Below are 26,139 nucleotides of genomic sequence, written 5' to 3'. Positions count from 1 at the left end.
GGATTACTCCAGGTCGGCCAGTCGGCTGCGTTGACGGGCATCTTTCTCGTACTGAACGCGGGTCAACTCAGCACGCACTGCGCGACCGACCGCCAGCGCATCCATACCCGGTGTGGTGTGGATGTTGATTTCGTAACTGTCGTGGCTGTCGAAGGCTGGCGGCGCAGCGGGTTTAAGTGCGGGGCGATTATCAACTTTCCATACAGGCGGCGACGGTTCAGGGCCTTGCGCGAGTCCGATGGCTCTCGCAGTAGCCATGAGTCGCTCGCTCATTTCGGCTATCGCACCGATGGGTAGCTTCTGACGATGTTGCAAGCCTTGAGTAGGGTTTGGTGCGGTGAAACCGTGGCGCAGCAATCCATGTGGGTGAGGTTCCGTATTGGACCTGACCGAGAGCGGAGTGCGTTGATCGGGTTCTGTGGGCATTGAAGGATCGGAGCTTGGCGTGGATGTGATTGCTCGCGCGGTGGCAATAATTCGCTGACTCGTCTCGTCCATCGCATTGATGGGGCCATTCTGGCCACGCTGCAATCCTTGAGTGAGGCCGGCCATGGTGAAACCGCCCAGTTCGGCAAACACCCGCGACGGGCTCTGAATGCCAAGCTTTTCCTTGAACCAGCCAATGGTTGAATCACTGATCTCGCCCATCACGTCTTTGACTTTGCCGAAGCCTGCCTTCAACCCGCTCACCAAGCCGTCGATGATCATCCCGCCGAACTCGGTAAAGCGGCTGGGCAGTTCGATACCCAGGTACTTCATCACCGCCGAGAAGGCGCGGTAGAGCAATCCGATGGGGCTGAAGTTGGCCAAGGTTTTGAGGATGGCGTCGGTTCCTCCGTTAAACCCGGCTTTGATTTCTTTCCAGGCATCGGTGAAGTAGGCCTTCACCGCGTCCCAGTTCTTGTAGATCAGGTAGGCCGCTCCGGCGATGGCGGTGATTGCCAGGCCGATAGGGTTGAGCATCAGCGCACGCCCAAAAACGAGCAGTGCTTTGCCCACGAAGGGCAACACGAATCGGCCAAGCTTCCACAGCAGGCTGATCAACCCGGGCAGCCGGATGCCCAGCACGGCAAACATCAAACGCAACGCGGCAAACGGCAACAGCACGCTGGCCGCGACCATCAACAACCCGCCGAGCGCGATGGCCAGTGCTGCGATGATGGCGATGGTTTTCACCAGCCCAGCGGCAAGGTTCGGATTTTCGTTGGCCCAGTTTTTGATGCCGCGGATGACCTCTGTGACGGACTGAATCAGCCCGCGCAATGGCCCGTCCTGCTGGGTTTGAAGCTCGATGCCGAGATCTTCCCAGGCACTGCTTAAGGTCTTCAAATCACCCTTGAGGTTGTCGGCCATGACGCTCGCCGTTCGCGACGCTTCGCCCTGACTTTGCCGCAGGCTCACGATGAGCTTTTGCAGCTCGCCTGTGCCTGCTTGCTCCACCAGCTGGGCCATGCCTTTGACGGCTTCTTCGCCGGCGATAGCTTTGAACAGTCCACCTTTTGACGCGGTGCCCAGGTCTTGGGTTTTGTCGTAGATCTCTTTGAGAATGTCCGGCAGGTTGCGCAAATTGCCGTGGGCGTCGGCGGTGGTGATGTTCAGTTGTTCCAAGGCTTTTTCCGCGGCCTTGGGTGGGGCGGCCAAGCGGTTCATGATCGAGCTGAGCGCGGTGCCGCCCATGCTGCCTTGCAAGCCCGCGTCGCCCAGTTTGCCGGCCATGGCAGCGGCCACTTCCAGCTCAACGCCGTAGGTTTTTGCCATGGGGGCGGCGTACTTCATGGTGTCGCCGAGCATCTGCAGGTTGGTGTTGGAGCGCGTGAAAGTGCCCACCAACACATCGCCCAATTTGCCCATTTGACCGGCGCTCATGCCGAGCCCGGAGAGGATGTTTGAGGCGATGTCGGCGGTCTGCGCCAGATCGGCGCCGCCGGCGGCCGCGAGGTCGAGCATTCCCGGCATGGCGGATTTGATCGCCGTTGGATCGAAGCCCGCCATGCCCAGAAAGCCTTGAGCGTCCGCTGCCTGGCCGGCGGTGAACTGGGTTTGGCCGCCCAGCTCGCGCGCCTGGTTACGCAATGCACTCAGCGCTTCGGAGTTCTTATCCAACCGCGAAATCGCCTGCACTTTGCTCATGCTGGCGTCGAAGTCGATGCCCGGCGAGAGCAGCTTTGCGCCCGCATACAAAGTCGCACTACCACCAGCGGTGGCGGTTGCACCTTTGCCTGCCACGTCACGGGCGAGGTTTTTGGACTGATCAAAGGCCGTTCGAGCTGCTGCCAATCGCCGCTGGTGAGCGCCCAGCGCCGCCAGACGTTTGGTTTGTTCGCTGATGCTGTTATTGGTTGAACGGACCTGCTCTCGCAGTTGGCGCTCATGGTTGCCGAGATTCTTGGTACTGATGCCGGCAGCGTTCAATCGACCACGCAGGCTTTGAAGCTGTGCGCTGTTGAGTTGATGCTGCTGCTTGAGTTTCTGCGCCTCCCGCACAGCCGTGCGAAAGTCCTTGGCCATGGCTTTCGTGGGCGCGCCCATGGCCGAGCATTGCTGACTGAGCGCCTTGACCTTGTCACGTGCGGCACCGAGGGCCTGTTCGGTGTGCTCGGCGGCCGCCCGTTGTGCGCGCCAGGCGCTGATGTCCTTCTGCTGTGCGTTGAGTGCCTTGAGGCTGTCGCGCGCCTCTTTGAGTGCGCGAGCGGCGCCGATGCTGCCGTTGTTGATGGCCTTGAGTGGGCGTGTCGCCTTGTCGATGGCGCTGAGCAGCACCCGAAGTTTCAAGTCATTTGCCATCGGCGACACTCCGCACCCTGGCGCGCTCGCGCCACTCCATCAGTTCTTGCAGGCCCAGCTGATTCATATCAGCCGGTGCCCAGTGAAAGACCACCGCCAGGTCAGCCATGGCGTCCTCTACGCAACGAGGAAGGCGTCCGTCTTCGCCGATTTCTGCAACAAAAAAGCGGAGATCTTGCTGCCACAGGCGAGCAGGTCGGCGGGGTCCATGCCGGCGGCTTCCGGGGCGGTGATGCCGGGAGTGGTGATGCGCGGCAGGATTTTCATCAGGGTGGCCACGTCCATGTTCAGCAACTCCACCAACTGCACGCCGCGCAGTTCGCCTGACGAGGGTTTGCGCAGCGTGATGACGTCGATGGTGGTCTTGCCGCGTTTGATGGGCGCGTCGAGGGGGACGGTGTTGTCGTCGGCGAGGGGTTGTATTTCTACGGTCTGCATAGAGTTTTCCAAGGGTTAGAGGCCGAGGGCGGCGCGTTGTTTTTCGAGCAGGTCGACGCCGTTGACCTTTTCGATGAAGTTGAGCAAGTCGATTTCGATGATGTCTTCGCTGTCGACGATCAGCTTGTAGTAGGTGCAGGTGGTGGTGACGCTGTGTTCGGTGTCTTCGCCGGGTTCGTGGTCACCCATCTCGATGGTTTCGTGACGGCCGCGCAGCACAACCTCCACGGCGCTGACGTCCCCGGTGTCGTCCTGCTGGAATGAGCCGGCGAACCGCAGCGCAACGCCCGACGCGTTGACGGCGCCGAACTGGCGCAGGGAAATCAGGTCGAGGCCGCCGGTCTTCCATTCGAACTGAATGCCGTCGTCGGAGAAGCCCAGGTCGGCCTTGACCGGGCCGTTCATGCCGCCACCGCGATAGGCTTCCATCTTGCGGCCCAAGGGTGGCAGGACGACCGACTTCACGACGCCGACGTAACTGTTGGCATCGTTGAACAGGTTGAGGTTTTTCAGTTTGCGCGGCATGGCCATGGCGCAGCTCTCCGGTTAGCGATTGATCTGGCTGGCAAAGTTGATGAGGTAGCGATCGGTGATGCGCTGACGCAGGGTGAGGTCTTCCAGCGGTGGGACTGGGGTGTAGTCGTAATCGAGCCAGAGCTTGCCGGCCTTGAGGGTGTCCTTGGTGTTGATGTCTTCGGGGTACCAGCAACTCCCGCCGATCAGGTAACCGGCGGACACCTTGCTGCGGAATTCGGCGTTGACGCCTTCGATCATGTCGCGCACCAGAGAGGCGTGCAGCGGCTTGTCCATCGCCCACATCTGCGTACCGGCCATGGTGTCGGCCAGCACTTGCGCGGTGCGGGTGTAGCTCTCGAACGCAAACAGCGGATCGTCGCTGCAGGTGCGGCTGCCCCAGAAGCGCAGGCCGCCCTCGTTGATCAATGTGGTGACTTCGTGACCGTTGAGGTAGTTGGCGTCGGTGGCGGGGTTTTGCAGGTCCCAGAACACGTCGGCGTTGATGCCGGTGACGCCGTTGACGGCAATGTTGGACAGGGTTTTGTGCCAACCGGTTTGCTGGTCGATCTTGGCGCGTAGACCGAGCGCGCGAGCGGTGGCGGTGGCGTTGACGGTTTTGTTGGTGGCGGTGTCCCAACTGAGGAAATCGGGCCAGATGACCATGACTTCCCGGGCTCCGAAATTGTTGCGATAGGCGACCGCTTCCTCTTTGGTGTTGCAGCCCCAGGCGCTGACGTAGCTGAACGCTCGTAACTGCTGAGCGATGGCCGCGAGCGCGGTGGCGACGGGTAGGGTGTCCAAGCCTGGGACACCGAGAATGCGCGGCACCAGGCCGAGCCGTGATTTGGCAGCGAGCAGGGCTTTCATGCCAGTGTATTTGCCTAGTTCGGTGGTGGTGCCGATCAAGGCACTGGTGGTTTCCGCTTCGTCCTGACCTTCCTTCACGCGCACCACGATGACGTAGGGTTTGGTCTGGTCGGCGATGGCTTGGAGGCTGGCGGCAAGGGTGCCTTTCACACCGGCTTTGCCGATGGCGGTCTGGACGCTGGTGATCAGAACGGGGGTGTCGAAGGGGAAGACCGTCGCGTCAGCATCGTCGGCGGTGCACACCATGCCGATGACGGCGGTGGGGATGGTGCGGATGGGGCGTGAGCCATCGTTGAGTTCGATGACTCGCACGCCGTGTAGGTAGTCGGACATGGTGCGGCCTGTACGGTGAGGTTAAGTCAGTGCACAGGCTGCCGCGCGCGGGTCATTTCGTCGCGCGGTGAGGGTTGTAGGCGGTATGACTACAGCACGCGTGTTTATCGGCGCTGCTGTTGAGGTTGGGCAGGCCAAACAATCGTGCTGGGGAATGGGTCCTGCTGCTCGATGCGGTTGAGCTCGACGCTGTAGCGCATCCACTCCAGGAGCGAAGCCTGTTCTTCAGGTGTCGCGGTGCCCAGTTTTTCTGCGTATTGAAGCGGCGCGATACGCAGTTGGGCTTGACGTTGCAAAGTATCTCGATGGTCGAGGACTTGAGCGCTTAGCGCCGCGCGTTGGGCGGATTCGTCGAGGGTCCATTGCCCATCGATCCATTTGAAATGTTTCCCTGGCCACCGCTGGCTGGTGAGCCCGTCGGGCAGTTCTCCCAGCTGTTGCCATGAGTGTTCCGCGCCGTCTGCGGTGCGGTAAACGGTGCCCCGCATGTCAAGTATTTGCTGAGTGGCGCCGTCAATCAACGCCCATATTTTGCCTGACTCTGGTGGGGCAAGCGTTTTGGGAAGTTGCACTGCATTACCGGGCAGTTGCGGACCGAAACCGGGAATGGCCGGGAAGGTGACCGGGCCGGAAAGGGCACCGGTTTCGTCAATCAAATAAGCAATCATCAAAACCTCAAATCATTTTGATACGGCCGGGGTAGGCGACGTTGCGGGGACGCGTTTCTGCGTCGCCATTGCGAGCGATATAGGAAGGTGACGTGTTTCTGCTCACCACATAAGCGTGGTCTGCGGTACTGGGAAGGATTCGAGGCGTAAGGGTGTCATGGCTTCCGGTTCCCGATCCAAACGAGATGCCGTGGGTGTGACGTTCAAACGTGCCGGGAGCCCATGATCCGGCAACCCGCCCGATTACTTTGAGCTCCACAGGTCCATCCGATGTTGATGCATGCGAAGCCACTATCACGGAGTCTTTGAACGAAATGATCGTTGTTCCGGCTGGAAAACCACCCCCCTCTAGAGTCATCCCCAAGGCGATCAGCGAGCGAGGCCTGACCTCGGTCAGTTCAGTACTGCCTGCTTTTGTCACCGCAGAGACTATCGACTGATCCACGAGCCTCCCTTCGTCGAGCACTCTGAAAAATTCCCCCCGCACTTCCGGCCCGCGAAACGAGGAAACCTGGTCGCCAGTACTCCATCCGCCGTCCATGGAACGCTGTTTTTCCAGGTAAACCATTCCTGATCTTCGGGCGTGGTCCCAGAGCCATGGCCATTCATCTCGTTTTAAAAGCTGACCATTCAATGCGCCGTAACCGCCTGGGCTGAATTCAATCGTGGTCTCAAATACGGGACGCCCCAGCGGCGTGCTGTCGAAGCGCCCAACCGGCCACCAGCTTCCCGCTCCATCACTGCGCAAATGCCACCAATCCCCCGCGCCCATGAGCACCAGGAAGGGGTAGCCGGCGGGGTTCAGATGAGTATGGAATTTCAGGGTGTCTTTGCCTTTGGCCTTGATGACTAGGCGGTTGATGCTGTTGTCTTTGCGGTGAACTATCACATCACGTTTGCCTAGCTTCGCGTCAGCTGACGGAAGTTGAATCGTCAGTGCGCCCGCTGTGGCGTTGATCAACACCATTCCCATTTCTTTTGCGGTCAGCGTTCGTGATGACGACACCGATGTGAATACCGACCCGGCATTGATCGAGCGATCCACATAGTCGCGGGTGGCGAGCACCACGGAGGGGTCGATCTTGAGCTGAATGTTGGCGGTGCCATTGGTGATGATGTGCATCCGCACCACCTGGTTTCGCCCCGTGCCTTGAGACAGCAGTGGTTTGTAGCTGGGTGCGAGGTTCGCGACCGCTGAAAACACACCGTCCTTATCCTCAAGGGCCAGCTCGCGCATCCACCAGCCACCGACCTCCGGTGGCAACACCACTTCGGCAATCAACACGTTCGGGTCGGTGGGGGAGACGCGCAGTTGATTGAGGGGAGCTCGATGCACCTGATTGATCAATTGGGTCTGCGATGGATGGGGCACCGGATCGTCGTCGTCCGCGTCACCGATCAGCATGTAGCTCGGTTCCCAGGGGATGCCGAGGGCGTCGCAGTTGGTTTTTTTGGCGGCTCCGAGGTGGGTGAGCATGCCGCCGAAAAGGGTGTTCTTATCAACCATGAAGGTACACGTCCAGTTCGTCGAGGGTGTAAAGGCGGGCGCCACTGTAGCCTTGAATGAATGCGTCGATGTCCGGGTTGGCCCACGGATAGACGTCGATTTCGTCGCCGTCATCGATGGCCATTGCCGCATGGGAATCGACGCGGGTTTCCAGAATGATGTCGAGGCTAATCAGGTGGCGGGTGAGGGGCTTGGCGTCGTCGATGAGCCAGGTCAGCTCCTGGTACATCTGTTCGGTGATGCCGGTTTCGGACACGCTGATGTTCAGGGCAAATGTCGCGCGAGGGCCGAGCGGGAGGGTCTGCCACCATTCCACGACGTCAATCACATAACCCAAAGGCTCGACGATGCGGCGCAGTGAGCCAAGAGTGCCTTTGCGCGAGTGAATGTAGTACGCGGAGCGTATGGCTGAACGCTTGGCTGACTCGGGCCATTGGCTGTCCCAACGGTCTACCGAGAAGGCCCAGGCCAGGTAGGGCAATAGTGGAAGCGGGCAGAGGTCCGGGTTGTACAGTTGTCGTAGCGGAATGGGGACGCGTTGGATCTGGGCCAAGGCGCTAGCGGCTTGATGTTCCAATGGAGTGGCGTTGGACGGGAGCAGTGACAGGTCAGCCATCATCAAGCCCGAGTGACAGGTCGATGTGCGTGCAGTACGGCGCCTGGTAGGGAGTGGCGACAATGTTGGCCCAATCGTCCAGCACCACCTTGCGCACTCCCTCCACGTGTAGAGCGGCGTGAAGAACGGATTCGGAAATCTCCAGGCCCAAACGACGGCGTTGATGCACAAATTTTTGCAGCCGTTCTTTGGCCGCTTTCAGGATTAGCTCCGACTCGGGTCCCGAGGTCAGCAGGTAAAGCTCGGCGCTGATTTGATAGTTGATGATCTGCGCGCTCTGGACAGTCAGGCGATCACCTAACGGACGGCGGTCATCGTCGCTCAGGTAGGCTTTAACGGTGGTCAGCAGATCCGCCGACGCGCTGCCATTGCCCAGTGCCGATTGCACAGTGATGACCGCTTCTGCTGGTTCGGGACTTTCGGCGGTGGCGTCGGCCACGCGACCGTCGGCGGAGCGTGCGTGGAAGATGTAGCTGTTGCGCGGGCCTGCGGTGCTGAGACCTTCCCAGGCCATTTGGGCGCGTTCGCGCAGGCTGTCGTCGCTTTCCATCAGTTTCGGAATGGGCGGTACGGCTGATGGGTTGGCGACCTGAATGACCAACCGTTGAACGTTGTAATTAGCGGCCAGGTTTTCCAGATCGGCGCCCTTGGCCAGAGCCAGCATGTTGGCCACCGATGCTTCATTGACCCGCTGCCGCCAGATCATTTCGCGGTAGGCGTTCTCCTCGAGCAGTTTGGTGAGCGGCTCCGATTCCATGCTGAGGCGTGCGGCGATTTCTGCCTGTTCGTCGGCCGGCCAGAGACGGATGGCGTAGGCCTTGCGCTCGGCAAGGATCTGCTCGTAATCGATCTGTTCGACGATCTCCGGTGCCGGGAGTTGGTTCAGGTCGATGGCAACGAAGGTGTTCATGCGCTGCCCCCCAGTTGTAGGGGAACGCTGAGACTCAGCGGTTCGTTGGTATCGACGATGCTGCCCTCAAGCTCCAGGGTTGATTGGCCTGCCAATGTCGCGCCGAAAAACTGCACGCGGCTGAGGCTGATGCGAGGCTCCCAACGCATCAAGGCCATGACGGTGGCGGCGTAGACCTGCAATCGGGTGAAGTCGTTGAAAGGTTGGTCCACCAGCTCGGGCAGCAAGCTGCCGTATTCGCGACGCATGACGCGGGTGCCGAGGCGGGTGGTCAGGATGTCGGTGATGGACTGGGTGATGTGGTCGACCCGATTGATGGCGGCGCCTGTTTTTCGGTTCATTGCGGCTGGCCTGTGATACCGCTGCCAGGCATGACGCCGCCGTGGGGGTGTTTGACGAGGCTGATGCCGGCCGCGACCACGTCCTCGGATACGGTGACCTTACCGGTGACGGTCTGATTGCCGGTCTGGGTGTAGTCGCCTTCGTGGGTGATTGGGCCGACGATGTGGATGCCGCCCGTGCTGGTCAGGTTGGTGGTGCCACCCTCGACCAGCGTGACGTTGAGGTGGTGCGCGATGCTGTCGTACTCGATGACGGTACCGTCGCGGTAGGTACAGCGGTGCAGGCCTTCGCGGTCGCCGTTCGCCGGGACGTGGTCACTGAATAAGCCGGTCAGGACGACCCCATTTCCGAGCTGGCCGGAGGGGCTCAATAATATGACCTGCTCTTCGACCGAGGGAGGATTCCATTCTCGATCTACACCCGCTCGCGGGGCGATCCAAGGCAACCAACCAGTGGTTATCGATCCGGTTTTCACCTGTACACGCGAAGGCTTCATCTGCACAGCTGCGATGGTGCCGAGACGGATCAAGTTTTCGACGAGACGGGCGAGGGTGGCTAAATCGTTCATGCCTAAAGAATGGGGTTTTACGGGTATCCCACCAACTTTCTGGACTTGTAGCAGTTTGCTTTACATGGCCGAGATTTAGGCCTTTAATCGTGCTAGGCAGATTTTAATCTGCTGTTGCTCTCAATTATTCAAAGGATGTGAAATGTCAGGTATTTTGGAGATTTATGAGTTTGGGCAAAACTGGCGTGGCACTGATAATTTTCAGGTCATGCCAGTGGGGAATTTTCTTTTTGGTGCTCGTATTACGTATATCTCAGATAAACGTGGTACCGAAAGGGAAAGCTGTACGGTAATGATGGTAAGGAACGGAATTCAAGACGGTGAAATTAATATCTACGAGAAAGGCGTTCTCACTGCGAATACGCATCACCTTGGGTTGAAGTCGCAGTTTCAAAACTATATTTATGATAAAAATGATGGGGCTTTTGTGATATCTGGAGCATCAAAAAAAATGGGGGAGTACTCTATTAGAATTTCGCCGAATGGAACTGTTCCGAGTTTTACCTAATAGTTGGCGCGGCAAGGGGCAGATCCCGATTTCAAGGTGAAATCACGTCTATTCCTATTGTCGCGCTATTATCTCTTGGACATAGCTAGTGGTTGAGATGGAAGTGGGTTTTTTGGTTTCATAGTCGCTGCAGATTCTAATCTTATTGGGGTGATATAAAATGATAAAGACGACTCATTTTTCAATACAGTGTCCACAGTGCGGCGCCGTAGACTTTCAGCAGCCTGATGATGTTCAGGATGACGATCTCGTAACCTGTGATTTTTGTGGCCTTCAAATCAAACTTTCCGAATTAAAGGAGGTTGGGCTTGAGCAAGCTAAAAAAATTGCAATACCAGAAGCGAAAAAAGTCATTGAGGATATGCTAAAAAAAGCATTTAAGGGGCGGCTTAAATGAGTTTGTTCGAAACTTTAACGCTGCTAATTTCAGTATTGGCAATAGTGGTTTCAACGGTATCTCTCGTGAGAACACGTAAAATTAGCGAGGAGCAGCTTAAGCTGGAAAGGATTACGGCTGAGCTTTCGGCTCATCAGATCAAAGAAATTGAAGAGCAGCAGAGTCTCAAAAACAAGGCCGGTATTAACGTAAGAATTAATAAGCTCGGAGATAATTCTGAATTTGTTATAGCAAACAATGGCCAAGGCAGTGCCTATGATGTTGATTTTGAACTGGTTGATTGTGATGATAACCCGTTGTATGACGCGCAATATAAGCTCCCGCACCCGGTGTTGAAACCTCGGTCTGTTATTAAGCTGAGAGCGGCATTTCATATGAGTAGTGACATGAAGTATCAAGCAAAAGTAAGCTGGCGTGATGAAGAAGGTGCTATGCAAAACGAAATTTTTTGGGTCTCACGATAATTTTTATATCTGTGCTAGGGCTCGAAAAGATGCCCCTGTAATCCGTTGCGGATCAGATCAAGATCTGCCTTTTTAAATCCTAACACCTCCCGCTGCTCGTACTTCACATCCGGTGCTCCGCGTTCGGCACGCCCGTTCAGTCCGTACTGGTGAACTTTGGCAATCCGGGCGTTACGCCCGGTGAATCCAATGCTAAGCGTATTGCCATTGCTCTGTGTTTTCAAAAACCTCACCGTGCGCAGCCTCCGAAACATGTGCACCTTCCGCCTCACACGCCCCTGTAAATCCCGAAGATTGCGCCGTTTTCGTGGAGCGTACTTGCTGCCATCTCGATTTCGCTGGGTACTTATTCGTTGTTGCTGACTTTTCCGTAAAGCCCGGCCAAGGTTTTGGGCCAGTCTATTGCGCGATTCAGGTTCAAGTTGCTTGAGGAGGCCCGCCGCCCAGTATTCCAGCGCTTCCAGCTGATTGGTCATGTAGGCAAAACCCATTCTCTGCCGTTGCTATCGGTGGGGGGCATCCAGTTTTTGTCGAGGAATATGGCGACTCGCTGTGGTTCCCCCGGATGGCGAATTGTGGTGTTGCCTTGGTCGTCCTCGCCAATCACCACACGCTCAGTCAGCGGCAGCGTCAAACTCATATCCACTTTGCTGTTATCGAGAATGTCCGCCTCGAACTGGATGCCGTCGGCGGACTTGTTCAGGTTCTCCAGCAATTCAGACTGATGCACGCTCAGCCAACCGAGCAGCGGCAAAATGACGCTGTCGGGATGCCCGGCATAGTCGGTCAGGATGATCTGCAAATCAAAGCTGTATTCGAACGACAGGCTCGCCGCAGCAGTACAACGAACCTTGCCGTTGTCGATGAACATCAGCAACCGGTCAGGGTTGTGCTTGAGTTCGGCAATGGTGCTCAGCAGATGAGTACGCAGGCTATCGGGTTTGTTCATGGCAGCCTGTGGCGTTGATGTCTGGGTTAGCGATGGAGGATCGGATCATGCGGCCACCAACTGACCACAACCGCAGTTCTCATGTCGTTCGTAGGCGCGTTGAAGCTTGATGTCGTACAGGTTTCGCTGATAGTCAGGCCCATTGTAGAGCCTGGCGAACTCGGCCCATTTGCGTGCCTTTAGTGCCTTGTACAACGCCGATTCGGTTTCAATGAAACGCACGAACGCATCAAACTGCTGCGATTCATCCACACTCATGGTTGCAACGAAATCCTGCACGCTGGCATATCCCAGTCGTTCCCAGTGAAAGCCCATGATCTGAAAGGCGCCCCATGACGCGGATTCCAGGGCGGCAACGTCGTGAAGCACGCGAGCACTGCCCAGTCGCTGATGTTCGGCGCTACCGCCGACGTAGCCACCGGCTTTCGGGTTGACGATGGCCGGGTGAGCGGCGGCGAGTTGATCGGCGCGGCGTTTGAGGTCGGCGTGGTTCTCGCTTTCGTGTCGAACCTTCGACAGTTGGCGGTACATGATGTGGCGTTCGAACAGGATCACTGGTTTGCCGATGTCGAGAAAACCTCGGCCTTTCGACTCGACTTCGTTGACCGCGTAGATAGCTGCCAGCGGCACATCGAGACGTCGCGCGGCGTTGACCAAGTCGGTGTTTTTCAGCAGTTGCTGGCAGTCATTGCCGGCGAGCGCGCCCTGCGTTTTGTGGCCGGCGATGCCATCGGCCACCAGGCCGATGCGCAGCTGATAAGCCCGCACGGCCGCTTCGGTGGTGTCGCCGTAGTGCCCGTCAACGATCAGGCGGGCTCCGTTGTTGTTCAGGGTGGTTTGCAGATGGCGCACTGCTTGCGAGCGGTCGCCGTGACGTAATGGAATCATTGTGAGGCTTCCTTGCGAATGAAAAATTTCCTGGCTGCTGCGCGGGTTCCTTCCACGCCGAGCAGGCCGATAATACCGCCGAAAAAAGGCGCGGTGGACGCGGAAACACCGAGCAACGGAAGGCCGTGGCTGGCTGCCATTGCCAACGCGCCGCAGAGCGGGGCTTCAATGGCGATGCGGCGTAACGTGCCACCGCCGTACATGATTCGAAGGGCGGCGATGATTAGTGCCAGCAGGCCGGCGTACAGGGTGGGCCAGTGCTGTTCGAGCCAGGCAGCGAGCCAGGCCCAGGTGTCGGGGCGTTCAGGCATGGGGTTCCTTCCATGGTTCAGAGTGGGTTCAAGGACACGGTGCCAATGGGTCAATCCCACAGGTTCACCATCTGCCGTTGCGGGGCGCTTGTTTGTGCTTCGGGCATTTGCACAGCCAGGCCTTGGGGCAATGTCGGTCCGTGGTCGGCCAGACCGGGATTGGCTTCCAGTACGGCTTCGGTCACGCCAGCGGTGCGGCCGTAATGTCGCCAGCACAGGGCATCGACGGTGTCGTTTTGTTGGGCGCGGACGGTGACGGTCATCAGATCAATTCCACGGTGGTGCGACCGATGCCGAGGAAGTCGCGCACGGCCCAACGCTGGTCGCGGCGCAGTTCGTCGATGCTTGGGGTGAGGTCGTCGGCGTTCTGGTGGCCGCTGTTGGTGCTGTCATAGGAGCGGTAGCGCTCGCAGATTTCCGCACCGGCCGCAGCGTAGATCGCCCGCTGGTAAAGGTGGACGTAGTGCGACATGCCTTCGACCTGATCGGCCGGGACATCGATGAGGGTGGTGTGGCCCTCGGCTTGTCTAGTGCGGCGCCACTCGGCGAACTCGCGGTTAACGCTGATGGCGGCAGAGAGGGTTGCGGTTTTCAGTCGGATCGCCGTGACGCTGGCGTCGATCCTCAATGTGCCGCGCACGTCGTCCAGATTGATCGATGGCCAGAAAGCGTCGGTGTGGAGGTGGCCGGCGGGGGCTTTGCCGGTCGCTACGAATCCGCTCATGGTTCTGCGCTCTGTGGTAGGTCGCCGGTGGTCGGTTCTTCACGTTCAGGTGCGTGGCCTGGCCGATCCGCCCCGAGCCGGCGGGGTGCGTGGGGACGCTCGGTTAGCCGCCAGTGGCGGCGAGTTTGTTGAGCTGGCGTTCGGCCCGCTCCAGATCCTTTTTGCCACCGCAGGCATCGTGCCGTTCGATGGCTTTTTTCAGCAGGTCGATGCCAGCCTGAACTTGACCGGGTTGGCGGGGTAGTTCTTCTGTGATGCCTTCCAGCGTGGCGCGGCCCATGGCGAGGAACAGCTTGGCACGGGCCTGATCGGGCATGTCTTCGGCGTCGGTCAGTTCGGCGGCACGATGCAGGGTAGCCAGGTCGAACGGTTCGTTGATCTTCTGGGCACTCAAGGCCGCCGTGGCGATGTCTTCGGCGACCAGGCAACCCAACGTGCGGGCGAAGCGGTCAGGCATGACCATCTTGTGCTTCAGCACGTACTGGGCGATGTCGAGGCCGCCGTTAAAGTCGCCGGCATCGAAACGCCAGACCATGACGGTGGTCATCACTTCGTCTTGGGCGCCCAGACCAGCTTCCAGGACACCTTGCACATAGGGCACGTAGTCGGGCAGCAACTGGCGTTTGAGGTCGGCCTTGCCCTGATTCGACTGGATCTGTTTCAGGCGTAGGCGATCCTGCAGCAGTTGGTTGAGCTGATGTTCGTAGGCGGTGGCGCCGGCCATGGTTTGGTTGGGTTCCACCGCAGCCGCCTCAATGGCGGCCGTGACGCGCAGGAAGTGATGACGGCAGGGATTGGTCATGGGCGTCTGCCTTACGATGCGATTTCGATGTTTTCAGCGAGGGCCGCGCATTCCAGATCCTCGATCACATAGGCGTCGTTGACCGACTCGTAGTTTTCGATGCGGTCGCGTTTGGCGTTGTCGAGGACGGTGCGACGGCGGCTGCCTTCCTGCCAGTAGATCGACAGGTTTTCCAGCTTGGTGACCAGCAGGCCGCGCGCGGGGAAGTACGGCACACGCACCGCCGGCAAGTTGCCCAGGCGTTTCTGGCTGGTGACGATGTCGGCGGCCAGCATCTCGGTCGGGGCGTTGTCTTTGTTGATGATGGGGAAGTATTTGTCGGCGAGCAGTTGGCGGCCGCAGATGACGACCAGGTCCGGGTCTTCCTGATACCAAGGTGCGATGAATTCTTCGACCATGCTGAACACCAGGGCGTCGAGGTTGGTGAAGTCCTTGCCGGCACCGATGGCGATTTTGTCTGTGCCTTCTTTGATTTCCTTCATGACCCGCGCGGCATTTTCGGTGCGCATCTTTTGCAGCCAACCAATGTTGACGTCCTGGCGCAGTGGATTCGTCGCCGGGTTTGAGGTAGAGGCGCGGCTGGTGCCGTTCCAGCCGATCAGGATGCGGTCCAGTGCCTGGCGTTTCAGGATCGCGTCACGGATGCGTGCCTGGAAGTCGGGGAATTTGGCCCAGGCGTCCAGCTTGCTGTAACGCAGGTGGGTGTCGAAGTTGGTCTGTGAGCAGAAGTAACCGCGGTCATCTAGGGTAGTGATGTCGCTGGTTTCACGGTCTTTCTGGGTGGTATCGGTGGTGCCGGCGTTGGGTCCGCCGATCCCCATGCCGATCTTTTCGCCCATCTGTTCGGTGACGCCGTAGATGTTGATCGCGCTGAGGAACTGACTGGATTCCTGCATGCGGGTTTCCAGCGTTTGGGTGACGCTGGGCGAGGTGGCGAATTTGGTGGTGACGTCGGGTACGCCGTGCAGTTTGGTCAACTGGCCGAGGTAGGCGTTGAAGAGGTTGCGGGTGTCGTTGCGCATGGAGGTCGTCCTTGGTTACTCGGGGGTGGGTTCAGCAGTCGGTCATGACCTGGTTTCCGCCGCCGGTGACCGGAGGGCGTGTCTTTTGGTTGGGGTCTTGGGTGGTCGAGAGTCTGGTTTTCAGCTCGGTGAAGTCTTTGCTCAGTTGGTCGAGTTGGGTTTTCAGACTTGTCGAAAGCTGCTTCTCGGCGGCTAGTTGGTCGGGTAGGTCTTTGACGTGTTCGGCGAGGGTTTCGACGGCTTGGCCGAGCTGGGCGAATTCGCTGTCGTCCTTGGCCTGTTTGCCTTTGAGCAGGGTTTGGACTCGGCTAAAGAGTTGCGCGCCGAGGCTGGGTTTTTCTTCGAACTCTTCAAACGTGAGTTCGGCTTCGACGGCTTCGGTGAACATTGAGGTTGCGGAGTAGTGCCGGTCTTTGAAGGGGCTGACGTCGGGTTTCTGAGCCGAGAAGGCTAGGACATCGGTGCCGAGGCTGGCTGGGGAATCCGTCACTGCCAGGCCGACGATGTAGGCCTCACCGGTGTCGGCGAAGCTGTCGTCGATTTCGATGGATGTGTAGATCTTCTGCTTGGCCTTGTTCATGGCGATCAGTTCGAGGGTGGGCTCGACTTGGGCGAACAGGGCCAGTTTCTTCTGACCGTTGATGTCGATTTCTTCGGTCTTCACGGCGAGGACATCGCCGTAGGCTTTGAATGGACTGTCCGGCAGCAGGCTGCGGAAATGCTCGAGCCAGATGCGGGCGCCGTAGGTGGATGGGTTGAAGTTCTTGGCGGCCTGTTCCAGCCAGTCGCGTTTGATGGTGCGTTTGTCCGAGGTCGCGCCTTCGACGGCGACGCGGAACCAGTTGCTGCGAAATTTTTTCATGCCGGGAATGCTCAGTGCGTTGCAATGAGGGGCATGGTCGGGTCGCGCGCGGGTGGGGGCAATGAGGCGGGACTGTGGGAGGGCTGGTTACAAGGAGCTGCGGGTGAACTTCGTTTAGTGATGCTTATGTGCCATTATCAAGGCGCAAGAGTTGGGATAGGACTTCCGTAATATTTTTTTATCAGAAAGGGATTTTTAAATGGCCGCGTCAGTTAACTCAGAAAGCAATCGTATAAAATTCGCGTATTACCTACCTGGATGGGTATATGGGGTCGGGGACAAGACTGTTCTTCGTGCATCAGCTAAGTCAATTCTCACATCGGAATACCAAAACGAGATGAAGGGACATATTTTTTGCCCTGAGTGTTGCGTGGGTTTATTTCGATCTCCCGAAGAAGGCGAAAAGGACTCTAACGGTCGAGCGGCTTATTTTGCTCATAGCAGAAAGCACCGTCCACCTTGTGGCCTCCGTGTTAAAAAACGTGATGGACAGAGATTTACAAACGAAGAAGAGGCCAAGCAAGCTGTCGATGACGAGTTATTAGTAGTAGTCAAAAGTTTTATGAAGCAAAAGCCAGTTGTTCCCCAGTTACCAGGGCAAACCTACATTGGTCCTGTGGTCGAGGATATAGATGGTGAACTCGCCGATGTCCCGATTCACCGGCATAATGGTGAGCAAATAAAGCTTCCCAGCAGGATCACAACTGTGCGAGGCCTGTGTATAAAATTCGATAAAAACTACCATAAATATTACTTCCTGCCTGAGGCCCAGTATCCACAGTTGCTGAGTGATGCATTGGTCAATGTGTCAAAGGTTAAAGATGTTAATGAGAAGCCCAGGCTGTATTACGGGCGCATAAAAACAGTTAGGCGGATGGGGGAAGGTACTCCCTCGAATATCCAGATGACCAGGATTGAATATGAGAATGATAGCGAATATCAAGACTTTACGTTAAAAATGACGGTGCGCGATTCTGTCGAACATGGAATCACAGAGGCTACCGTTGGGCGAGTAGTAATGATGTATGGCGCTGTTTCGGAAAGTGGAACTGGATTGGCAATAAGTGGGTTGGGATGGGGTGAATTTGCATTGCTTCCGTCTAAATATGATTCGGTATTGTATCCTGTAGAGGGAGCGCGCCACCAAGAAACCTTCGAGGAACTGTTGGCTGATGCGACGGGACTTAGTGTTGAGAATCTTGAGGAGTGGATGGAAAGTGAAGAGCCAGAATATACACGTGATGAGATGCTAGTCGGGCATATCGTGAATTTTCGAGATGACACTCCAGAAAGTATAATGAGTCAGGTTTCGGGCAGAACCGGTGATTACACTGCCAATGTTGGAATTATTTATACGGATGATGAGGAGCCGGAATAATTTAGTGTGTTAATGCTTGCGAGGCTGGTCGGCATTTAAAATTAAGCGACTGTTGATATGTTGGTGATTGGCTTTGATGTATTTGTTAAGCCAAGAGCTACAAGAATCGGACTACTGGGTCGTGGTTGCGGGCGGCAACATCGCGGCCATGACTGTAACCGCGCTGTTGCCCATCGATCCCCGCCGCCAATCCAAGTTTTTGTACTGGATGGGTTGGCGTGTCTGCGAGATCGCTGACGCTACGGGGGAAAAGGAGAAGACGCTACATAGCTGGAAGGCCCGCGACGCCTGGGACCGGGCGGACAACGTCGAGCGTATCGGCGGAGCGCTGGAAGCGCGGTTGGTGCAGCTGATCCTCAAGGAAGGTAAGAGCAGCGGCGACTTCAAAGAGATTGATCTGCTGCACCGGCAACTGGAGCGGCAGGCCCGAATTCAGCGCTTCCAGGGTGGCGGTACCGAGACCGATCTCAATCCGAACCTGGCCAAGCGCAACGAAGGGCCAAAGAAGAAAACCCCGAAAAACGATATCAGCGAAGACCAGGTCGAGCTGCTGCGTGAAGCGTTTATTGATGGGTGTTTCGACTACCAGAAGGATTGGTATCGGGCAGGGAATCAGCGGACCCGCGTCATCCTCAAAAGTCGACAGATCGGTGCGACGTATTACTTTGCGCGTGAGGCGTTTATCGATGCCCTGGACACGGGGCGGAATCAGATTTTCCTGTCAGCTTCGAAGAACCAGGCCTACCTGTTTCGAGGCTACATTCTGGCGTTTGCTCGGGAAGTGGTTGGGGTTGATCTGACGGGTGACCCCATCGTCCTGCCCAACGGTGCCGAGTTGTATTTTCTCGGGACCAATGCCCGCACCGCCCAGGGTTATCACCGTAATTTCTACTTTGATGAGTTTTTCTGGACGTTCAAGTTCGAGGAGCTGAACAAGGTCGCCTCGGGCATGGCGATGCACAAGAAGTGGCGCAAGACCTACTTCTCCACGCCATCCAGCATGGCCCATGAGGCTTACACCTTCTGGACCGGGGAGCGGTTCAACAAGGGCAAGCCTGCGGCGCAGCACACGAAGGTGGACGTGTCTCACGGTTCGCTCCAGCAGGGGCGGTTTTGTGAGGACCGGTTGTGGCGGCAGATCGTCACGATCCTGGACGCGGAGCGGGGTGGCTGTGATCTGTTTGACATCGAAGAGCTGCGCCGCGAATACAGCCCTGAGGCCTACGCCAACCTGCTGATGTGTGAGTTTGTCGATGACGGGGCGAGCATCTTTCCGCTCGCGTTGTTGCAGTCGTGCATGGTCGATAGCTGGGTTGAGTGGGCTGAGGACTACAAGCCGTTTGCCATGCGGCCGTTTGGTGACCGGCAGGTGTGGGTGGGGTATGACCCGGCTGAGACGGGCGACTGTTCGGGGTTGGTGGTGGTGGCTCCGCCACTGGTACCTGGCGGGAAGTTTCGGGTGCTGGAGCGGCATCAGTTTCGCGGGATGGACTTCGCGGCGCAGGCGGCTTTTATCAAGGGTGTGTGCGATCGGTATTGGGTGACTTACATCGGCATTGATGTCACTGGGCTGGGTAGTGGTGTGGCGCAGTTGGTGCGCCAGTTTTTCCCGGCTGTGACCACTTTCAGCTATTCGCCCGAGGTCAAAACCCGGTTGGTGCTGAAGGCCTATGACGTTATTCACAAGGGGCGGCTGGAGTTTGATGCTGGTTGGACTGATATGGCGCAGGCGCTGATGGCGATTCGAAAGACGGTCACCGCTGGGGGGCGTCAGTACACCTATACCGCTGGGCGGAATGACAACACTGGGCACGCTGATCTGGCGTGGGCGCTTTTTCATGCATTGCATAACGAACCGCTTGAGGGGCAGACGGCTGCCAATACTGGGCGGATGGAGATTTATTGATGGCTAAACAGCCCGATAACCAGACACTACTACTCGCGACCGCTTCTGACGGTGCAGGAACGCAGGTTTTTAGCTTCGGTGAGCCGACGCCGGTTTTGGGTGGTCGGGAGGTGTTTGACTATCTGGAGTGCTGGTTTAACGGGCGTTGGTATGAGCCGCCGTTGTCGATGGATGGGCTGGCTCGGTCGGTGGGGGCGAGTGTGCATTTGCATTCGGGGTTGATGTTCAAGCGCAACTTGTTGAGCAAGATGTTTATCCCGCATCCGATGCTGTCCCGAGCGGCGTTTGAGCAGTTCTCGTTGGATTTTCTGTGCCTGGGGAATGGTTACCTGGAGCGGCGCCGCTCGGTATTGGGCGGCACTTGGCAATTGTTACCGCCGCTGGCGAAGTACATGCGGGCGGGGAGGGGCGGTTCTACCAGGTGCAGGGGTTCAAGAGTGAGCACGCGTTTGAATCGGGTAGCGTGTTTCATCTGAGAGAGGCGGATCTGCACCAGGAGATTTATGGGGTGCCGGAGTGGATCAGTGCGTTGCAGTCGGCGTTGTTGAATGAGTCGGCTACTTTGTTTCGTCGGAAGTACTACGAGAATGGGAGTCATGCGGGGTTCATTTTGTACATGACCGACGCGGCGCAGACGGAGGCGGATATCGATGCGTTGCGTAAGGCGCTGAAGGATTCGAAGGGGCCGGGGAATTTTCGGAATTTGTTTGTCTATTCGCCGACTGGCAAGAAGGATGGGATTCAGCTGATTCCGGTCAGCGAGGTGGCGGCGAAGGATGAATTCAACTCGATCAAGAATCAAACACGTGACGACGTGTTGGCCAGCTTGCGGATACCGCCACAATTGATGGGCATCGTGCCTCAGAATGCTGGGGGCTTCGGATCGATCAGGGATGCGTCGCAGATCTATGCGGCCAATGAGCTGGGGCCGGTTCAATCGCGCATGACTCAGTTGAATGACTGGCTGGGGGAGGAGGTGGTGAGGTTTAAACAATATGAGATCGCTGAGAGCGAATAAAGTCCTGCGCGCAAACAAGGCGACGGACCGGTGTTTCAACACGCGGGCGACGCCTTTAATTTTATACTGTCTATTTAGTTGCTTTATAATTCGACGTTGTCTGAAGGTTTCCAAAGTTCAGTAATGTTTTCGAATTTTACTGTCTTCCAGTTTTCCGACCATTTGGTGAAGAACTCAATATCAACGGAGTTTGGTTTTGTTATGCACTTGTCTATTTTAACCATGGAGGGAATGATAATTGCGTCGCCAATTATGAGTGCCTCTCCAGACTGTAAAGTGGGGAGGTTGGATATTAAATCTCCAGATGTGTCGGGGAGCAGCTTACGAACATAGCTTTGATCATCGGGGTTGGTGAGTCGCATCGCAATAAAATTGCTACATTGTGAAAATATAGTCTCGGAGACTTCGGATGGCCGCTGGCTAACGATAGCAAGAGTTACGCCATATTTTCGACCCTCTTTTGCGATCCTTTCAATTGCGTTTTTGGACGCGCGATAGCGGGTTAAGTCACTTCGGGGAACATATTTGTGCGCTTCTTCATAAACAAGAAGTATTGGTGTTTCACAGTCGGATACTTCGGATAAAAGCCTTTTGTAGTAATATCCGAACTCAAAAAGAATTCGAGAGATTAAGGATACAGTGATGCTGAGTACTTCAAATGGAATACCGCTAAGGTCGATTATAGTAACGTTAGCTTCTTTGTTCTCCTGATAGCCTAAAAACTGCTGTAGTACACCTTCGATAGTTAGTTCGTCAACGTCTTTAAATAAAAAGTCCAATCTTGAGTTGCTGATTGTATTATCTAGTCGCATCAGAAACCTTTCAAATTCTCCTGTATATGGGCCGTTTACAAAATCAGCAGTGAGCTTGTCGAATTCGTACTCTTCGTTGAAATACTCAGGAATTCTTGACTCAAACACCTTGTTGTCTTTATCTTCCGGTTTACGGGATTTCTTTTTATTGACAAGTTCGGCGTTAATATTTTTAACGTAACGAATGACCTCATGGATGTCAAAGCGAAGTGGCGAGTCAAAAAATACTTTTTTCCCTTTGTTGTGAGATTTTTTATTTTCTATAACGGCATGTCTGAACTGTGAAACTTGATTGTAGGAGTTGTTTTCTGAACTCTCAATGAAGAGTTCACTCAATTCATCTCCGTCAAATAGCCAGTATGGGATTTTTAGTTTTTCAGAGTTTAAATAGTTGCATCCAGGGAATGCGCTTTTATATTCGCCATGGATGTCAAATATGACAATGTGGGAGTTGTTAAGGCCGTCAAAGCTTTCATGTTTTGAGTCGGTTGCGGCTTGCAATAATTTCGCGACAGTGTGAGATTTTCCTGACCCTGTTGAACCTACAATAGCAAAGTGTTTGTTGAAGAATTTATTGCCGTTAATAGGCACTCGAGTGTTGTGGCTATTTACAAGTGATGAAAAAGTCAGCTTGTCTTTTTTTGTTAGGTCGGTGGAATAAATTTCATCAAGTTCATTTGATTCTAATATGCGTATGCTGTTGTTTGGAGGTAGGGGTATCCCGTGCCCACCTCTCTTGAAAATCATTCCCGTATCGGTCTCGTGAAGCATGCCAATTAATTTTACATCTAATAAAAAGGATGGCGATCTTGCAGGGGCATTGAAATCGCTTATATAGTGGTCTTTAACCTTGTAATTATCTATAACGCCGACCACATGCTGACCTGCATGCTCTCTACATGGCACACCAACATAACTGCCGATACTGAACTCTCCAGAGAATTTAGATGGATCGACTATTTCAATGATCAAGGCGTCTGAGGAGACACTTACAATTTTGAAGTTTTCCGAGTTCATATTCACCTCTTGAGTAACTGCCAGATCTCATCGCACGTGAGATCATTGATTTGAAAGGATGGGATGTCGGTGTACTCTATCAATGTATCGGTGTCGAAATAGTAAGCTCTGTCTGGAGTCGCACAGTCGGCAAAGCATCTATTGAAATTTGAGAGTGTGATGATGCGCACTTGGTATGAAATCTGGCCTAGTGACTCCAGCGCCCTGCCGTTGGCGTTGGTTTTCCTTAATGAAATATGTCGCCTGTTAAATTGCTTGCTGTTAAATTGAATGGCTTCATACCCATCGTTAAAGGTTATGTTTCTAAGTAGTAGGCCTTTTTTTATGTCAATGATATTGTCTAGGTTGATTACAAAAGTAATTGGGTGTACGTCGTAGGTTGGCTTCTTAAATTGCTGCTCAATCGTGGATGTTATTAAGTGGGTAAGTGGAAGTGTTTCTCTAGCTAGCTTGGTGCCTATGAAACAGACAACGTTTTGCTGGGGTGGCGGTTTTGGGAAATGTCTTTTTAATGTTTTTAAAAGTAGCTCTCTGCCGCTCATGTAAGCCAGCGTTGAGTAAAATATCTGATGTTTTTTGTCTGTAAGGACGGCGACTAACTCTTTTCTAGTGCATGTTCTTAGCTCAGGGTCTGCGTTTGAGATTACCAGTCGGCGTAAGTGATCTGCTAAATAACAGTAGTAGAACGATGCATCTGACGGAGAAGTGCAGAAGTGTTGGTCTGTAATGATTTGAAGGGCTCGTTCAAACTGAGCAGTATGGTTTGGGGCGAAAATAAGTTGAAAGTTGGCTGAGAATGAGTTCTTTACAGCGCTAGGGATGGATTTAATAGAGTCATATTTCTTCTGGTGTGCATCAGAACAGTTCTTGTGAAGCTTTATTTCTAGAATGTTTTCGATTCCAGTAATGTCAAAAGTTTTGATGGTTTCTTCTTGGTCTGAGAAGTAACAATAAAGAATGTAAATTTTTTTTGTTATGGCGGTAGTGAACTCATTGATAGGTTGTACTACAGGATCCCTTATTTTTGAGGCCGAGTATGTCTGCGTTTCTTTATATTTTACTTGGGTGACAAATGCGTCCGAGTTTAGATCCTGAATTCTCTCAATAGAGATCTCTTCTGTATCTAAGGAGGCAGAGAAAATCTCAATTATGGTTTTGTCTATTTGAAAGTCAAAGCCCTTGAGAGCGTAGTACCCGCCATCTTCCATAATTACTACCTTTTGATAGTCTCAGTGGCAAAATAATGGCACACAAACTGTCTGCGTTGAAGGTGCTATGCATTCTTTTCTCCCTGTTTTTCGACAGAGGGCATTATGGTCGCGCTCATAGCCAGTGAAAACTGGCGCGCGCCGTCATCCCCCCACCTCGCCTGCGTGCTAAATAGGCCTTCTTTTCTGCACTGCTGCACCAAACTCAGCGTGGCCAAGGCAGGGCGGAGCTATGATGTTCGGGGGTGGATAAAAACCTGCGAATCCCTGCATCGGGTAGTTAAAAAGCACTGGATCGCTGCGGCAGTCCAGAGCGTGCCCTGCGATGTCTGTCAGGAAAACATCGTTTTTCAGGAGGCTATCGGAAAAACGTAATGCTCTAAAACAAGACAGGCGAAATCTTTGATGACGCCGCATAGATTGACCTAGCGGGATTACGTCTAAAGGTAATCTAGAGTAATCGGAAACGTAATGTGATTATAAGTGATTGATTTATAAGGCATCTACGAAAGAGAAAATTACCTATCCGATAGGTAATGGTCTTACCTCAACCTTACTAACAAATTACTATTTGCCATTGCGCCGAAAGCCAATGAAATCGGGGCTTCGACGAAGGACAGGTTAGGGTGATACCAACATTACTGGTTTCCGAGGAGTTCCCGTAACCTGGCGGGTTCTGTGTGTCCGCGTGAAATTGATGCTCAAATGTACTAACAGACAATCTATCACTGGAATTGTCACCAGTCGCTATTGAATTTCCGTGAACTGCGCTGGAGGTTCTGAAATACGTGGAGCGGGCGAAGGGGATCGAACCCTCGATATCAGCTTGGGAGTTTTTTGGTTTTAGTTGGAGTATGCCTTATTAGACAGACGCCAATTTTAGATCATCTAACCATATCGGATAAGGGCGGGGGATAGTACGCACCGGGGCAGCTCGATATCTTTTCTTGCAGAGAGTAGATATCGAGCTATTCAATGAACGAATTACATATTAATCGAAGTCCGCCATAAATCGAGCAACGTCACGTTCAGCATTGTTGGCATTGAAAATTACTTCCTCATAAATAACTCTCATGTAGTTGTATTCATTTTCGTGATCGTATACTGAGAAAGGTGTTGAGCCATCACTTCCGTTCAGTCGAAACCAGAAACTACCAATTTCTCGATCAGGGTCGTATTCGGAGGAAATGTAAAGGCTCATATCGCGGTGAGATGCTATGAAAGAGCCGGACTCCCCATGCATCCATCTCAGCTTTCCGCTCCGTGTCTGAGTCAGCACAAATTCCATAAAAGTTTGAAACTGAACAGGTATCATACAACCTTCCTTTTATAGTCATTTTTCAATGCGGAATATCTTGAAAGATCGTCATGCATTCGGTTTAAAGTATCAATGGTCATCTGGTATGGATGCTCTTTCGCTCCCAGTTTTTCTAGTGGGTATTGAGGATTAATTATTTGGGTAGGGGCTTGGGTCTTGGATTTTCTTGGAGTAGTAACGTATTCGTACGAGTTTAATCGTAGAATGTTTTGCTTGTGGTCTTCAGTGCTTTCTTCGCCTGGAAATACCGAAAGATATACGTGTTTTATTCTTGATAAAAATATTACTGGAATTGCTTTTTTGTTTCTAAGCTCTGAAACAGAAGAGTTTATGATCTCTTGGCAGGATTTGACTTCTTGAAGCTCCATCTGAAGCTTAAGTCCGTTGTATGAGTTGTTTGCAGCCCTTAATGTACTGTCTGATACACTGCCTATTCTGGCGATCTCGAAAATAGCTACAGATAAACCATACAAGGTAACCCAGAAGCCCACAAATGCTAATATGTCGGTGGGCTTTTCAGTCAGATTTGGCCAGATTGATCTGGTAGTAACCGCTAAAGCAATAACAATAATAAGTGCAAATAGATGAACAAATCGACTCTGCAGTTTTTGTTTCATTTGTTGTTTTCTGCCCGCAGCAAGATTTGTTTTGTCTCGAATGAGATGCTCTTGGCCCTTTTTCTGAGAAATAGGGGGAGGAAAACTAATTTATCCATCGATTAACATGCTCCCTTTATAAACCGAACCGGTGAATTCCATGAGTGCGAGGCTATACGCCGTTCATTATAGGTATATTTACTCGTAAAATCTACTTTCGTACAAAACCTTACTTGAGCTAAATAAAGCGGCATATTTTTATGCCTAGACTGTCGGAGTTGAGCGCACGCTGCTCAAAATTGTGGCGGTATCGGAATAACTCCTACGGCCGTTTCGTGCGCTCAGGTTCAATTCCGTTACGTTTGTGGGGCCGGCGGGTTCTGCTTGGTATTCACGCCGAAAAACAGGTT

The 26,139-nt window shown here is 54.3% G+C and carries 29 protein-coding genes and 1 pseudogene; 6 read left to right on the top strand and 24 right to left on the bottom strand.

Annotation, left to right across the window (positions count from 1 at the left end; all coding sequences use genetic code 11):
- Positions 1-3: 3 nt before the first annotated feature.
- From QMX98_RS01085 to QMX98_RS01035, 11 genes are all read right to left on the bottom strand, one after another.
- Positions 4-2,784, bottom strand: coding sequence for a phage tail tape measure protein (locus QMX98_RS01085; protein ID WP_282410085.1), 2,781 nt, complete (start codon positions 2,782-2,784; stop codon positions 4-6).
- Positions 2,774-2,893 carry a GpE family phage tail protein gene (locus QMX98_RS01080; RefSeq protein WP_282410084.1) on the bottom strand — a complete coding sequence of 40 codons (120 nt, stop codon included), beginning with the start codon at positions 2,891-2,893 and terminating at the stop codon, positions 2,774-2,776. The genes QMX98_RS01085 and QMX98_RS01080 overlap by 11 nt, the downstream gene beginning before the upstream one ends.
- Before the next feature lie 8 nt (positions 2,894-2,901).
- Positions 2,902-3,222, bottom strand: a complete 321-nt coding sequence (locus tag QMX98_RS01075; RefSeq protein ID WP_282410083.1) for a phage tail assembly protein — start codon at positions 3,220-3,222, stop codon at positions 2,902-2,904.
- 15 nt (positions 3,223-3,237) lie between these two features.
- The gene (locus tag QMX98_RS01070; RefSeq protein ID WP_282410082.1) at positions 3,238-3,753 is read right to left on the bottom strand and encodes a phage major tail tube protein; all 516 of its coding nucleotides are present in this window, start codon (positions 3,751-3,753) and stop codon (positions 3,238-3,240) included.
- A 15-nt stretch (positions 3,754-3,768) separates the two neighbouring features.
- Positions 3,769-4,938 carry a phage tail sheath protein gene (locus QMX98_RS01065; protein WP_282410081.1) on the bottom strand — a complete coding sequence of 390 codons (1,170 nt, stop codon included), beginning with the start codon at positions 4,936-4,938 and terminating at the stop codon, positions 3,769-3,771.
- Positions 4,939-5,042: 104 nt separating this feature from the next.
- Positions 5,043-5,606: a tail fiber assembly protein gene (locus QMX98_RS01060; protein WP_282410080.1), complete on the bottom strand. Its 564-nt coding sequence runs from the start codon at positions 5,604-5,606 to the stop codon at positions 5,043-5,045.
- Positions 5,607-5,613: 7 nt separating this feature from the next.
- Entirely contained in the window at positions 5,614-7,113 is a 1,500-nt protein-coding gene (locus QMX98_RS01055) for a phage tail protein (RefSeq protein WP_282410079.1), read from the bottom strand.
- The gene (locus tag QMX98_RS01050; RefSeq protein ID WP_282410078.1) at positions 7,106-7,729 is read right to left on the bottom strand and encodes a phage tail protein I; all 624 of its coding nucleotides are present in this window, start codon (positions 7,727-7,729) and stop codon (positions 7,106-7,108) included. The genes QMX98_RS01055 and QMX98_RS01050 overlap by 8 nt, the downstream gene beginning before the upstream one ends.
- The gene (locus tag QMX98_RS01045) at positions 7,722-8,639 is read right to left on the bottom strand and encodes a baseplate assembly protein (RefSeq protein WP_282410077.1); all 918 of its coding nucleotides are present in this window, start codon (positions 8,637-8,639) and stop codon (positions 7,722-7,724) included. Before QMX98_RS01045 ends, QMX98_RS01050 begins: the two co-directional genes overlap by 8 nt.
- Positions 8,636-8,980, bottom strand: a complete 345-nt coding sequence (locus tag QMX98_RS01040; RefSeq protein ID WP_282410076.1) for a GPW/gp25 family protein — start codon at positions 8,978-8,980, stop codon at positions 8,636-8,638. The genes QMX98_RS01045 and QMX98_RS01040 overlap by 4 nt, the downstream gene beginning before the upstream one ends.
- The gene (locus tag QMX98_RS01035; RefSeq protein WP_282410075.1) at positions 8,977-9,549 is read right to left on the bottom strand and encodes a phage baseplate assembly protein V; all 573 of its coding nucleotides are present in this window, start codon (positions 9,547-9,549) and stop codon (positions 8,977-8,979) included. The genes QMX98_RS01040 and QMX98_RS01035 overlap by 4 nt, the downstream gene beginning before the upstream one ends.
- Before the next feature lie 142 nt (positions 9,550-9,691).
- Between QMX98_RS01035 and QMX98_RS01030 the strand changes: the two genes are divergently transcribed.
- The 3 genes from QMX98_RS01030 (at position 9,692) to QMX98_RS01020 (ending at position 10,918) form a co-directional block, all read left to right on the top strand.
- A complete protein-coding gene (locus QMX98_RS01030) occupies positions 9,692-10,057 on the top strand; it encodes a hypothetical protein (protein WP_282410074.1) in 366 nt (121 codons plus the stop codon).
- A gap of 160 nt (positions 10,058-10,217) precedes the next feature.
- Positions 10,218-10,454: a hypothetical protein gene (locus QMX98_RS01025; RefSeq protein ID WP_282410073.1), complete on the top strand. Its 237-nt coding sequence runs from the start codon at positions 10,218-10,220 to the stop codon at positions 10,452-10,454.
- Positions 10,451-10,918, top strand: a complete 468-nt coding sequence (locus tag QMX98_RS01020; RefSeq protein ID WP_282410072.1) for a hypothetical protein — start codon at positions 10,451-10,453, stop codon at positions 10,916-10,918. Before QMX98_RS01025 ends, QMX98_RS01020 begins: the two co-directional genes overlap by 4 nt.
- A gap of 14 nt (positions 10,919-10,932) precedes the next feature.
- Here QMX98_RS01020 and QMX98_RS01015 read toward each other — a convergent pair whose 3' ends face one another.
- The 9 genes from QMX98_RS01015 to QMX98_RS00975 form a co-directional block, all read right to left on the bottom strand.
- Positions 10,933-11,394: a phage virion morphogenesis protein gene (locus QMX98_RS01015; protein ID WP_282410071.1), complete on the bottom strand. Its 462-nt coding sequence runs from the start codon at positions 11,392-11,394 to the stop codon at positions 10,933-10,935.
- Entirely contained in the window at positions 11,391-11,867 is a 477-nt protein-coding gene (locus QMX98_RS01010) for a phage tail protein (RefSeq protein ID WP_282410070.1), read from the bottom strand. The genes QMX98_RS01015 and QMX98_RS01010 overlap by 4 nt, the downstream gene beginning before the upstream one ends.
- A 45-nt stretch (positions 11,868-11,912) precedes the next feature.
- A complete protein-coding gene (locus QMX98_RS01005) occupies positions 11,913-12,755 on the bottom strand; it encodes an N-acetylmuramidase family protein (protein ID WP_282410069.1) in 843 nt (280 codons plus the stop codon).
- Positions 12,752-13,066 carry a phage holin, lambda family gene (locus QMX98_RS01000; protein ID WP_282410068.1) on the bottom strand — a complete coding sequence of 105 codons (315 nt, stop codon included), beginning with the start codon at positions 13,064-13,066 and terminating at the stop codon, positions 12,752-12,754. Before QMX98_RS01000 ends, QMX98_RS01005 begins: the two co-directional genes overlap by 4 nt.
- 50 nt (positions 13,067-13,116) lie before the next feature.
- The gene (locus QMX98_RS00995; protein WP_282410067.1) at positions 13,117-13,329 is read right to left on the bottom strand and encodes a tail protein X; all 213 of its coding nucleotides are present in this window, start codon (positions 13,327-13,329) and stop codon (positions 13,117-13,119) included.
- Complete coding sequence (locus QMX98_RS00990) at positions 13,329-13,790, bottom strand: head completion/stabilization protein (protein WP_282410066.1); 462 nt, start codon at positions 13,788-13,790, stop codon at positions 13,329-13,331. The genes QMX98_RS00995 and QMX98_RS00990 overlap by 1 nt, the downstream gene beginning before the upstream one ends.
- A gap of 103 nt (positions 13,791-13,893) precedes the next feature.
- Positions 13,894-14,592 (bottom strand): terminase endonuclease subunit, encoded by a 699-nt coding sequence (locus QMX98_RS00985; protein ID WP_282410065.1) that lies wholly within the window; start codon positions 14,590-14,592, stop codon positions 13,894-13,896.
- A gap of 11 nt (positions 14,593-14,603) precedes the next feature.
- The gene (locus QMX98_RS00980; RefSeq protein ID WP_282410064.1) at positions 14,604-15,614 is read right to left on the bottom strand and encodes a phage major capsid protein, P2 family; all 1,011 of its coding nucleotides are present in this window, start codon (positions 15,612-15,614) and stop codon (positions 14,604-14,606) included.
- 31 nt (positions 15,615-15,645) lie between these two features.
- Positions 15,646-16,476 (bottom strand): GPO family capsid scaffolding protein, encoded by an 831-nt coding sequence (locus QMX98_RS00975; RefSeq protein ID WP_282410063.1) that lies wholly within the window; start codon positions 16,474-16,476, stop codon positions 15,646-15,648.
- A gap of 199 nt (positions 16,477-16,675) precedes the next feature.
- Between QMX98_RS00975 and QMX98_RS00970 the strand changes: the two genes are divergently transcribed.
- From QMX98_RS00970 to QMX98_RS00960, 3 genes and pseudogenes are all read left to right on the top strand, one after another.
- Positions 16,676-17,854, top strand: a complete 1,179-nt coding sequence (locus QMX98_RS00970) for a hypothetical protein (protein ID WP_282410062.1) — start codon at positions 16,676-16,678, stop codon at positions 17,852-17,854.
- Positions 17,855-18,002: 148 nt separating this feature from the next.
- Positions 18,003-19,760 (top strand): terminase ATPase subunit family protein, encoded by a 1,758-nt coding sequence (locus tag QMX98_RS00965; RefSeq protein ID WP_282410125.1) that lies wholly within the window; start codon positions 18,003-18,005, stop codon positions 19,758-19,760.
- Positions 19,760-20,778, top strand: a pseudogene (locus tag QMX98_RS00960) (phage portal protein). The gene QMX98_RS00965 and the pseudogene QMX98_RS00960 overlap by 1 nt, the downstream one beginning before the upstream one ends.
- Positions 20,779-20,861: 83 nt before the next feature.
- Here the strand turns inward: QMX98_RS00960 and QMX98_RS00955 are convergent.
- From QMX98_RS00955 to QMX98_RS00940, 4 genes are all read right to left on the bottom strand, one after another.
- Positions 20,862-22,607, bottom strand: a complete 1,746-nt coding sequence (locus QMX98_RS00955) for an ATP-binding protein (RefSeq protein ID WP_282410061.1) — start codon at positions 22,605-22,607, stop codon at positions 20,862-20,864.
- A gap of 2 nt (positions 22,608-22,609) precedes the next feature.
- A complete protein-coding gene (locus tag QMX98_RS00950; protein WP_282410060.1) occupies positions 22,610-23,815 on the bottom strand; it encodes a hypothetical protein in 1,206 nt (401 codons plus the stop codon).
- 991 nt (positions 23,816-24,806) lie between these two features.
- The gene (locus tag QMX98_RS00945; protein ID WP_282410059.1) at positions 24,807-25,130 is read right to left on the bottom strand and encodes a hypothetical protein; all 324 of its coding nucleotides are present in this window, start codon (positions 25,128-25,130) and stop codon (positions 24,807-24,809) included.
- On the bottom strand, positions 25,127-25,750 hold the full coding sequence (locus QMX98_RS00940; protein ID WP_282410058.1) for a hypothetical protein: 624 nt from the start codon (positions 25,748-25,750) through the stop codon (positions 25,127-25,129). Before QMX98_RS00940 ends, QMX98_RS00945 begins: the two co-directional genes overlap by 4 nt.
- Between the last annotated feature and the right edge of the window lie 389 nt (positions 25,751-26,139).

Origin of the sequence: Pseudomonas sp. PS02303, assembly GCF_029959925.1 — a bacterium.
Taxonomy (GTDB): domain Bacteria; phylum Pseudomonadota; class Gammaproteobacteria; order Pseudomonadales; family Pseudomonadaceae; genus Aquipseudomonas; species Aquipseudomonas mandelii.
The sequence above is the reverse complement of the archived record's forward strand: the minus strand, read 5'-3'. Positions and strand labels throughout refer to the sequence as shown.

What these genes read in the sequence shown, in the direction of transcription:
- QMX98_RS01085 (WP_282410085.1), bottom strand. Translation starts at nt 2,784, where the DNA reads ATGGCAAATGACTTGAAACTTCGGGTGCTGCTCAGCGCCATCGACAAG.
- QMX98_RS01080 (WP_282410084.1), bottom strand. Translation starts at nt 2,893, where the DNA reads ATGGCTGACCTGGCGGTGGTCTTTCACTGGGCACCGGCTGATATGAAT.
- QMX98_RS01075 (WP_282410083.1), bottom strand. Translation starts at nt 3,222, where the DNA reads ATGCAGACCGTAGAAATACAACCCCTCGCCGACGACAACACCGTCCCC.
- QMX98_RS01070 (WP_282410082.1), bottom strand. Translation starts at nt 3,753, where the DNA reads ATGGCCATGCCGCGCAAACTGAAAAACCTCAACCTGTTCAACGATGCC.
- QMX98_RS01065 (WP_282410081.1), bottom strand. Translation starts at nt 4,938, where the DNA reads ATGTCCGACTACCTACACGGCGTGCGAGTCATCGAACTCAACGATGGC.
- QMX98_RS01060 (WP_282410080.1), bottom strand. Translation starts at nt 5,606, where the DNA reads ATGATTGCTTATTTGATTGACGAAACCGGTGCCCTTTCCGGCCCGGTC.
- QMX98_RS01055 (WP_282410079.1), bottom strand. Translation starts at nt 7,113, where the DNA reads ATGGTTGATAAGAACACCCTTTTCGGCGGCATGCTCACCCACCTCGGA.
- QMX98_RS01050 (WP_282410078.1), bottom strand. Translation starts at nt 7,729, where the DNA reads ATGGCTGACCTGTCACTGCTCCCGTCCAACGCCACTCCATTGGAACAT.
- QMX98_RS01045 (WP_282410077.1), bottom strand. Translation starts at nt 8,639, where the DNA reads ATGAACACCTTCGTTGCCATCGACCTGAACCAACTCCCGGCACCGGAG.
- QMX98_RS01040 (WP_282410076.1), bottom strand. Translation starts at nt 8,980, where the DNA reads ATGAACCGAAAAACAGGCGCCGCCATCAATCGGGTCGACCACATCACC.
- QMX98_RS01035 (WP_282410075.1), bottom strand. Translation starts at nt 9,549, where the DNA reads ATGAACGATTTAGCCACCCTCGCCCGTCTCGTCGAAAACTTGATCCGT.
- QMX98_RS01030 (WP_282410074.1), top strand. Translation starts at nt 9,692, where the DNA reads ATGTCAGGTATTTTGGAGATTTATGAGTTTGGGCAAAACTGGCGTGGC.
- QMX98_RS01025 (WP_282410073.1), top strand. Translation starts at nt 10,218, where the DNA reads ATGATAAAGACGACTCATTTTTCAATACAGTGTCCACAGTGCGGCGCC.
- QMX98_RS01020 (WP_282410072.1), top strand. Translation starts at nt 10,451, where the DNA reads ATGAGTTTGTTCGAAACTTTAACGCTGCTAATTTCAGTATTGGCAATA.
- QMX98_RS01015 (WP_282410071.1), bottom strand. Translation starts at nt 11,394, where the DNA reads ATGACCAATCAGCTGGAAGCGCTGGAATACTGGGCGGCGGGCCTCCTC.
- QMX98_RS01010 (WP_282410070.1), bottom strand. Translation starts at nt 11,867, where the DNA reads ATGAACAAACCCGATAGCCTGCGTACTCATCTGCTGAGCACCATTGCC.
- QMX98_RS01005 (WP_282410069.1), bottom strand. Translation starts at nt 12,755, where the DNA reads ATGATTCCATTACGTCACGGCGACCGCTCGCAAGCAGTGCGCCATCTG.
- QMX98_RS01000 (WP_282410068.1), bottom strand. Translation starts at nt 13,066, where the DNA reads ATGCCTGAACGCCCCGACACCTGGGCCTGGCTCGCTGCCTGGCTCGAA.
- QMX98_RS00995 (WP_282410067.1), bottom strand. Translation starts at nt 13,329, where the DNA reads ATGACCGTCACCGTCCGCGCCCAACAAAACGACACCGTCGATGCCCTG.
- QMX98_RS00990 (WP_282410066.1), bottom strand. Translation starts at nt 13,790, where the DNA reads ATGAGCGGATTCGTAGCGACCGGCAAAGCCCCCGCCGGCCACCTCCAC.
- QMX98_RS00985 (WP_282410065.1), bottom strand. Translation starts at nt 14,592, where the DNA reads ATGACCAATCCCTGCCGTCATCACTTCCTGCGCGTCACGGCCGCCATT.
- QMX98_RS00980 (WP_282410064.1), bottom strand. Translation starts at nt 15,614, where the DNA reads ATGCGCAACGACACCCGCAACCTCTTCAACGCCTACCTCGGCCAGTTG.
- QMX98_RS00975 (WP_282410063.1), bottom strand. Translation starts at nt 16,476, where the DNA reads ATGAAAAAATTTCGCAGCAACTGGTTCCGCGTCGCCGTCGAAGGCGCG.
- QMX98_RS00970 (WP_282410062.1), top strand. Translation starts at nt 16,676, where the DNA reads ATGGCCGCGTCAGTTAACTCAGAAAGCAATCGTATAAAATTCGCGTAT.
- QMX98_RS00965 (WP_282410125.1), top strand. Translation starts at nt 18,003, where the DNA reads ATGACTGTAACCGCGCTGTTGCCCATCGATCCCCGCCGCCAATCCAAG.
- QMX98_RS00955 (WP_282410061.1), bottom strand. Translation starts at nt 22,607, where the DNA reads ATGAACTCGGAAAACTTCAAAATTGTAAGTGTCTCCTCAGACGCCTTG.
- QMX98_RS00950 (WP_282410060.1), bottom strand. Translation starts at nt 23,815, where the DNA reads ATGGAAGATGGCGGGTACTACGCTCTCAAGGGCTTTGACTTTCAAATA.
- QMX98_RS00945 (WP_282410059.1), bottom strand. Translation starts at nt 25,130, where the DNA reads ATGATACCTGTTCAGTTTCAAACTTTTATGGAATTTGTGCTGACTCAG.
- QMX98_RS00940 (WP_282410058.1), bottom strand. Translation starts at nt 25,750, where the DNA reads ATGAAACAAAAACTGCAGAGTCGATTTGTTCATCTATTTGCACTTATT.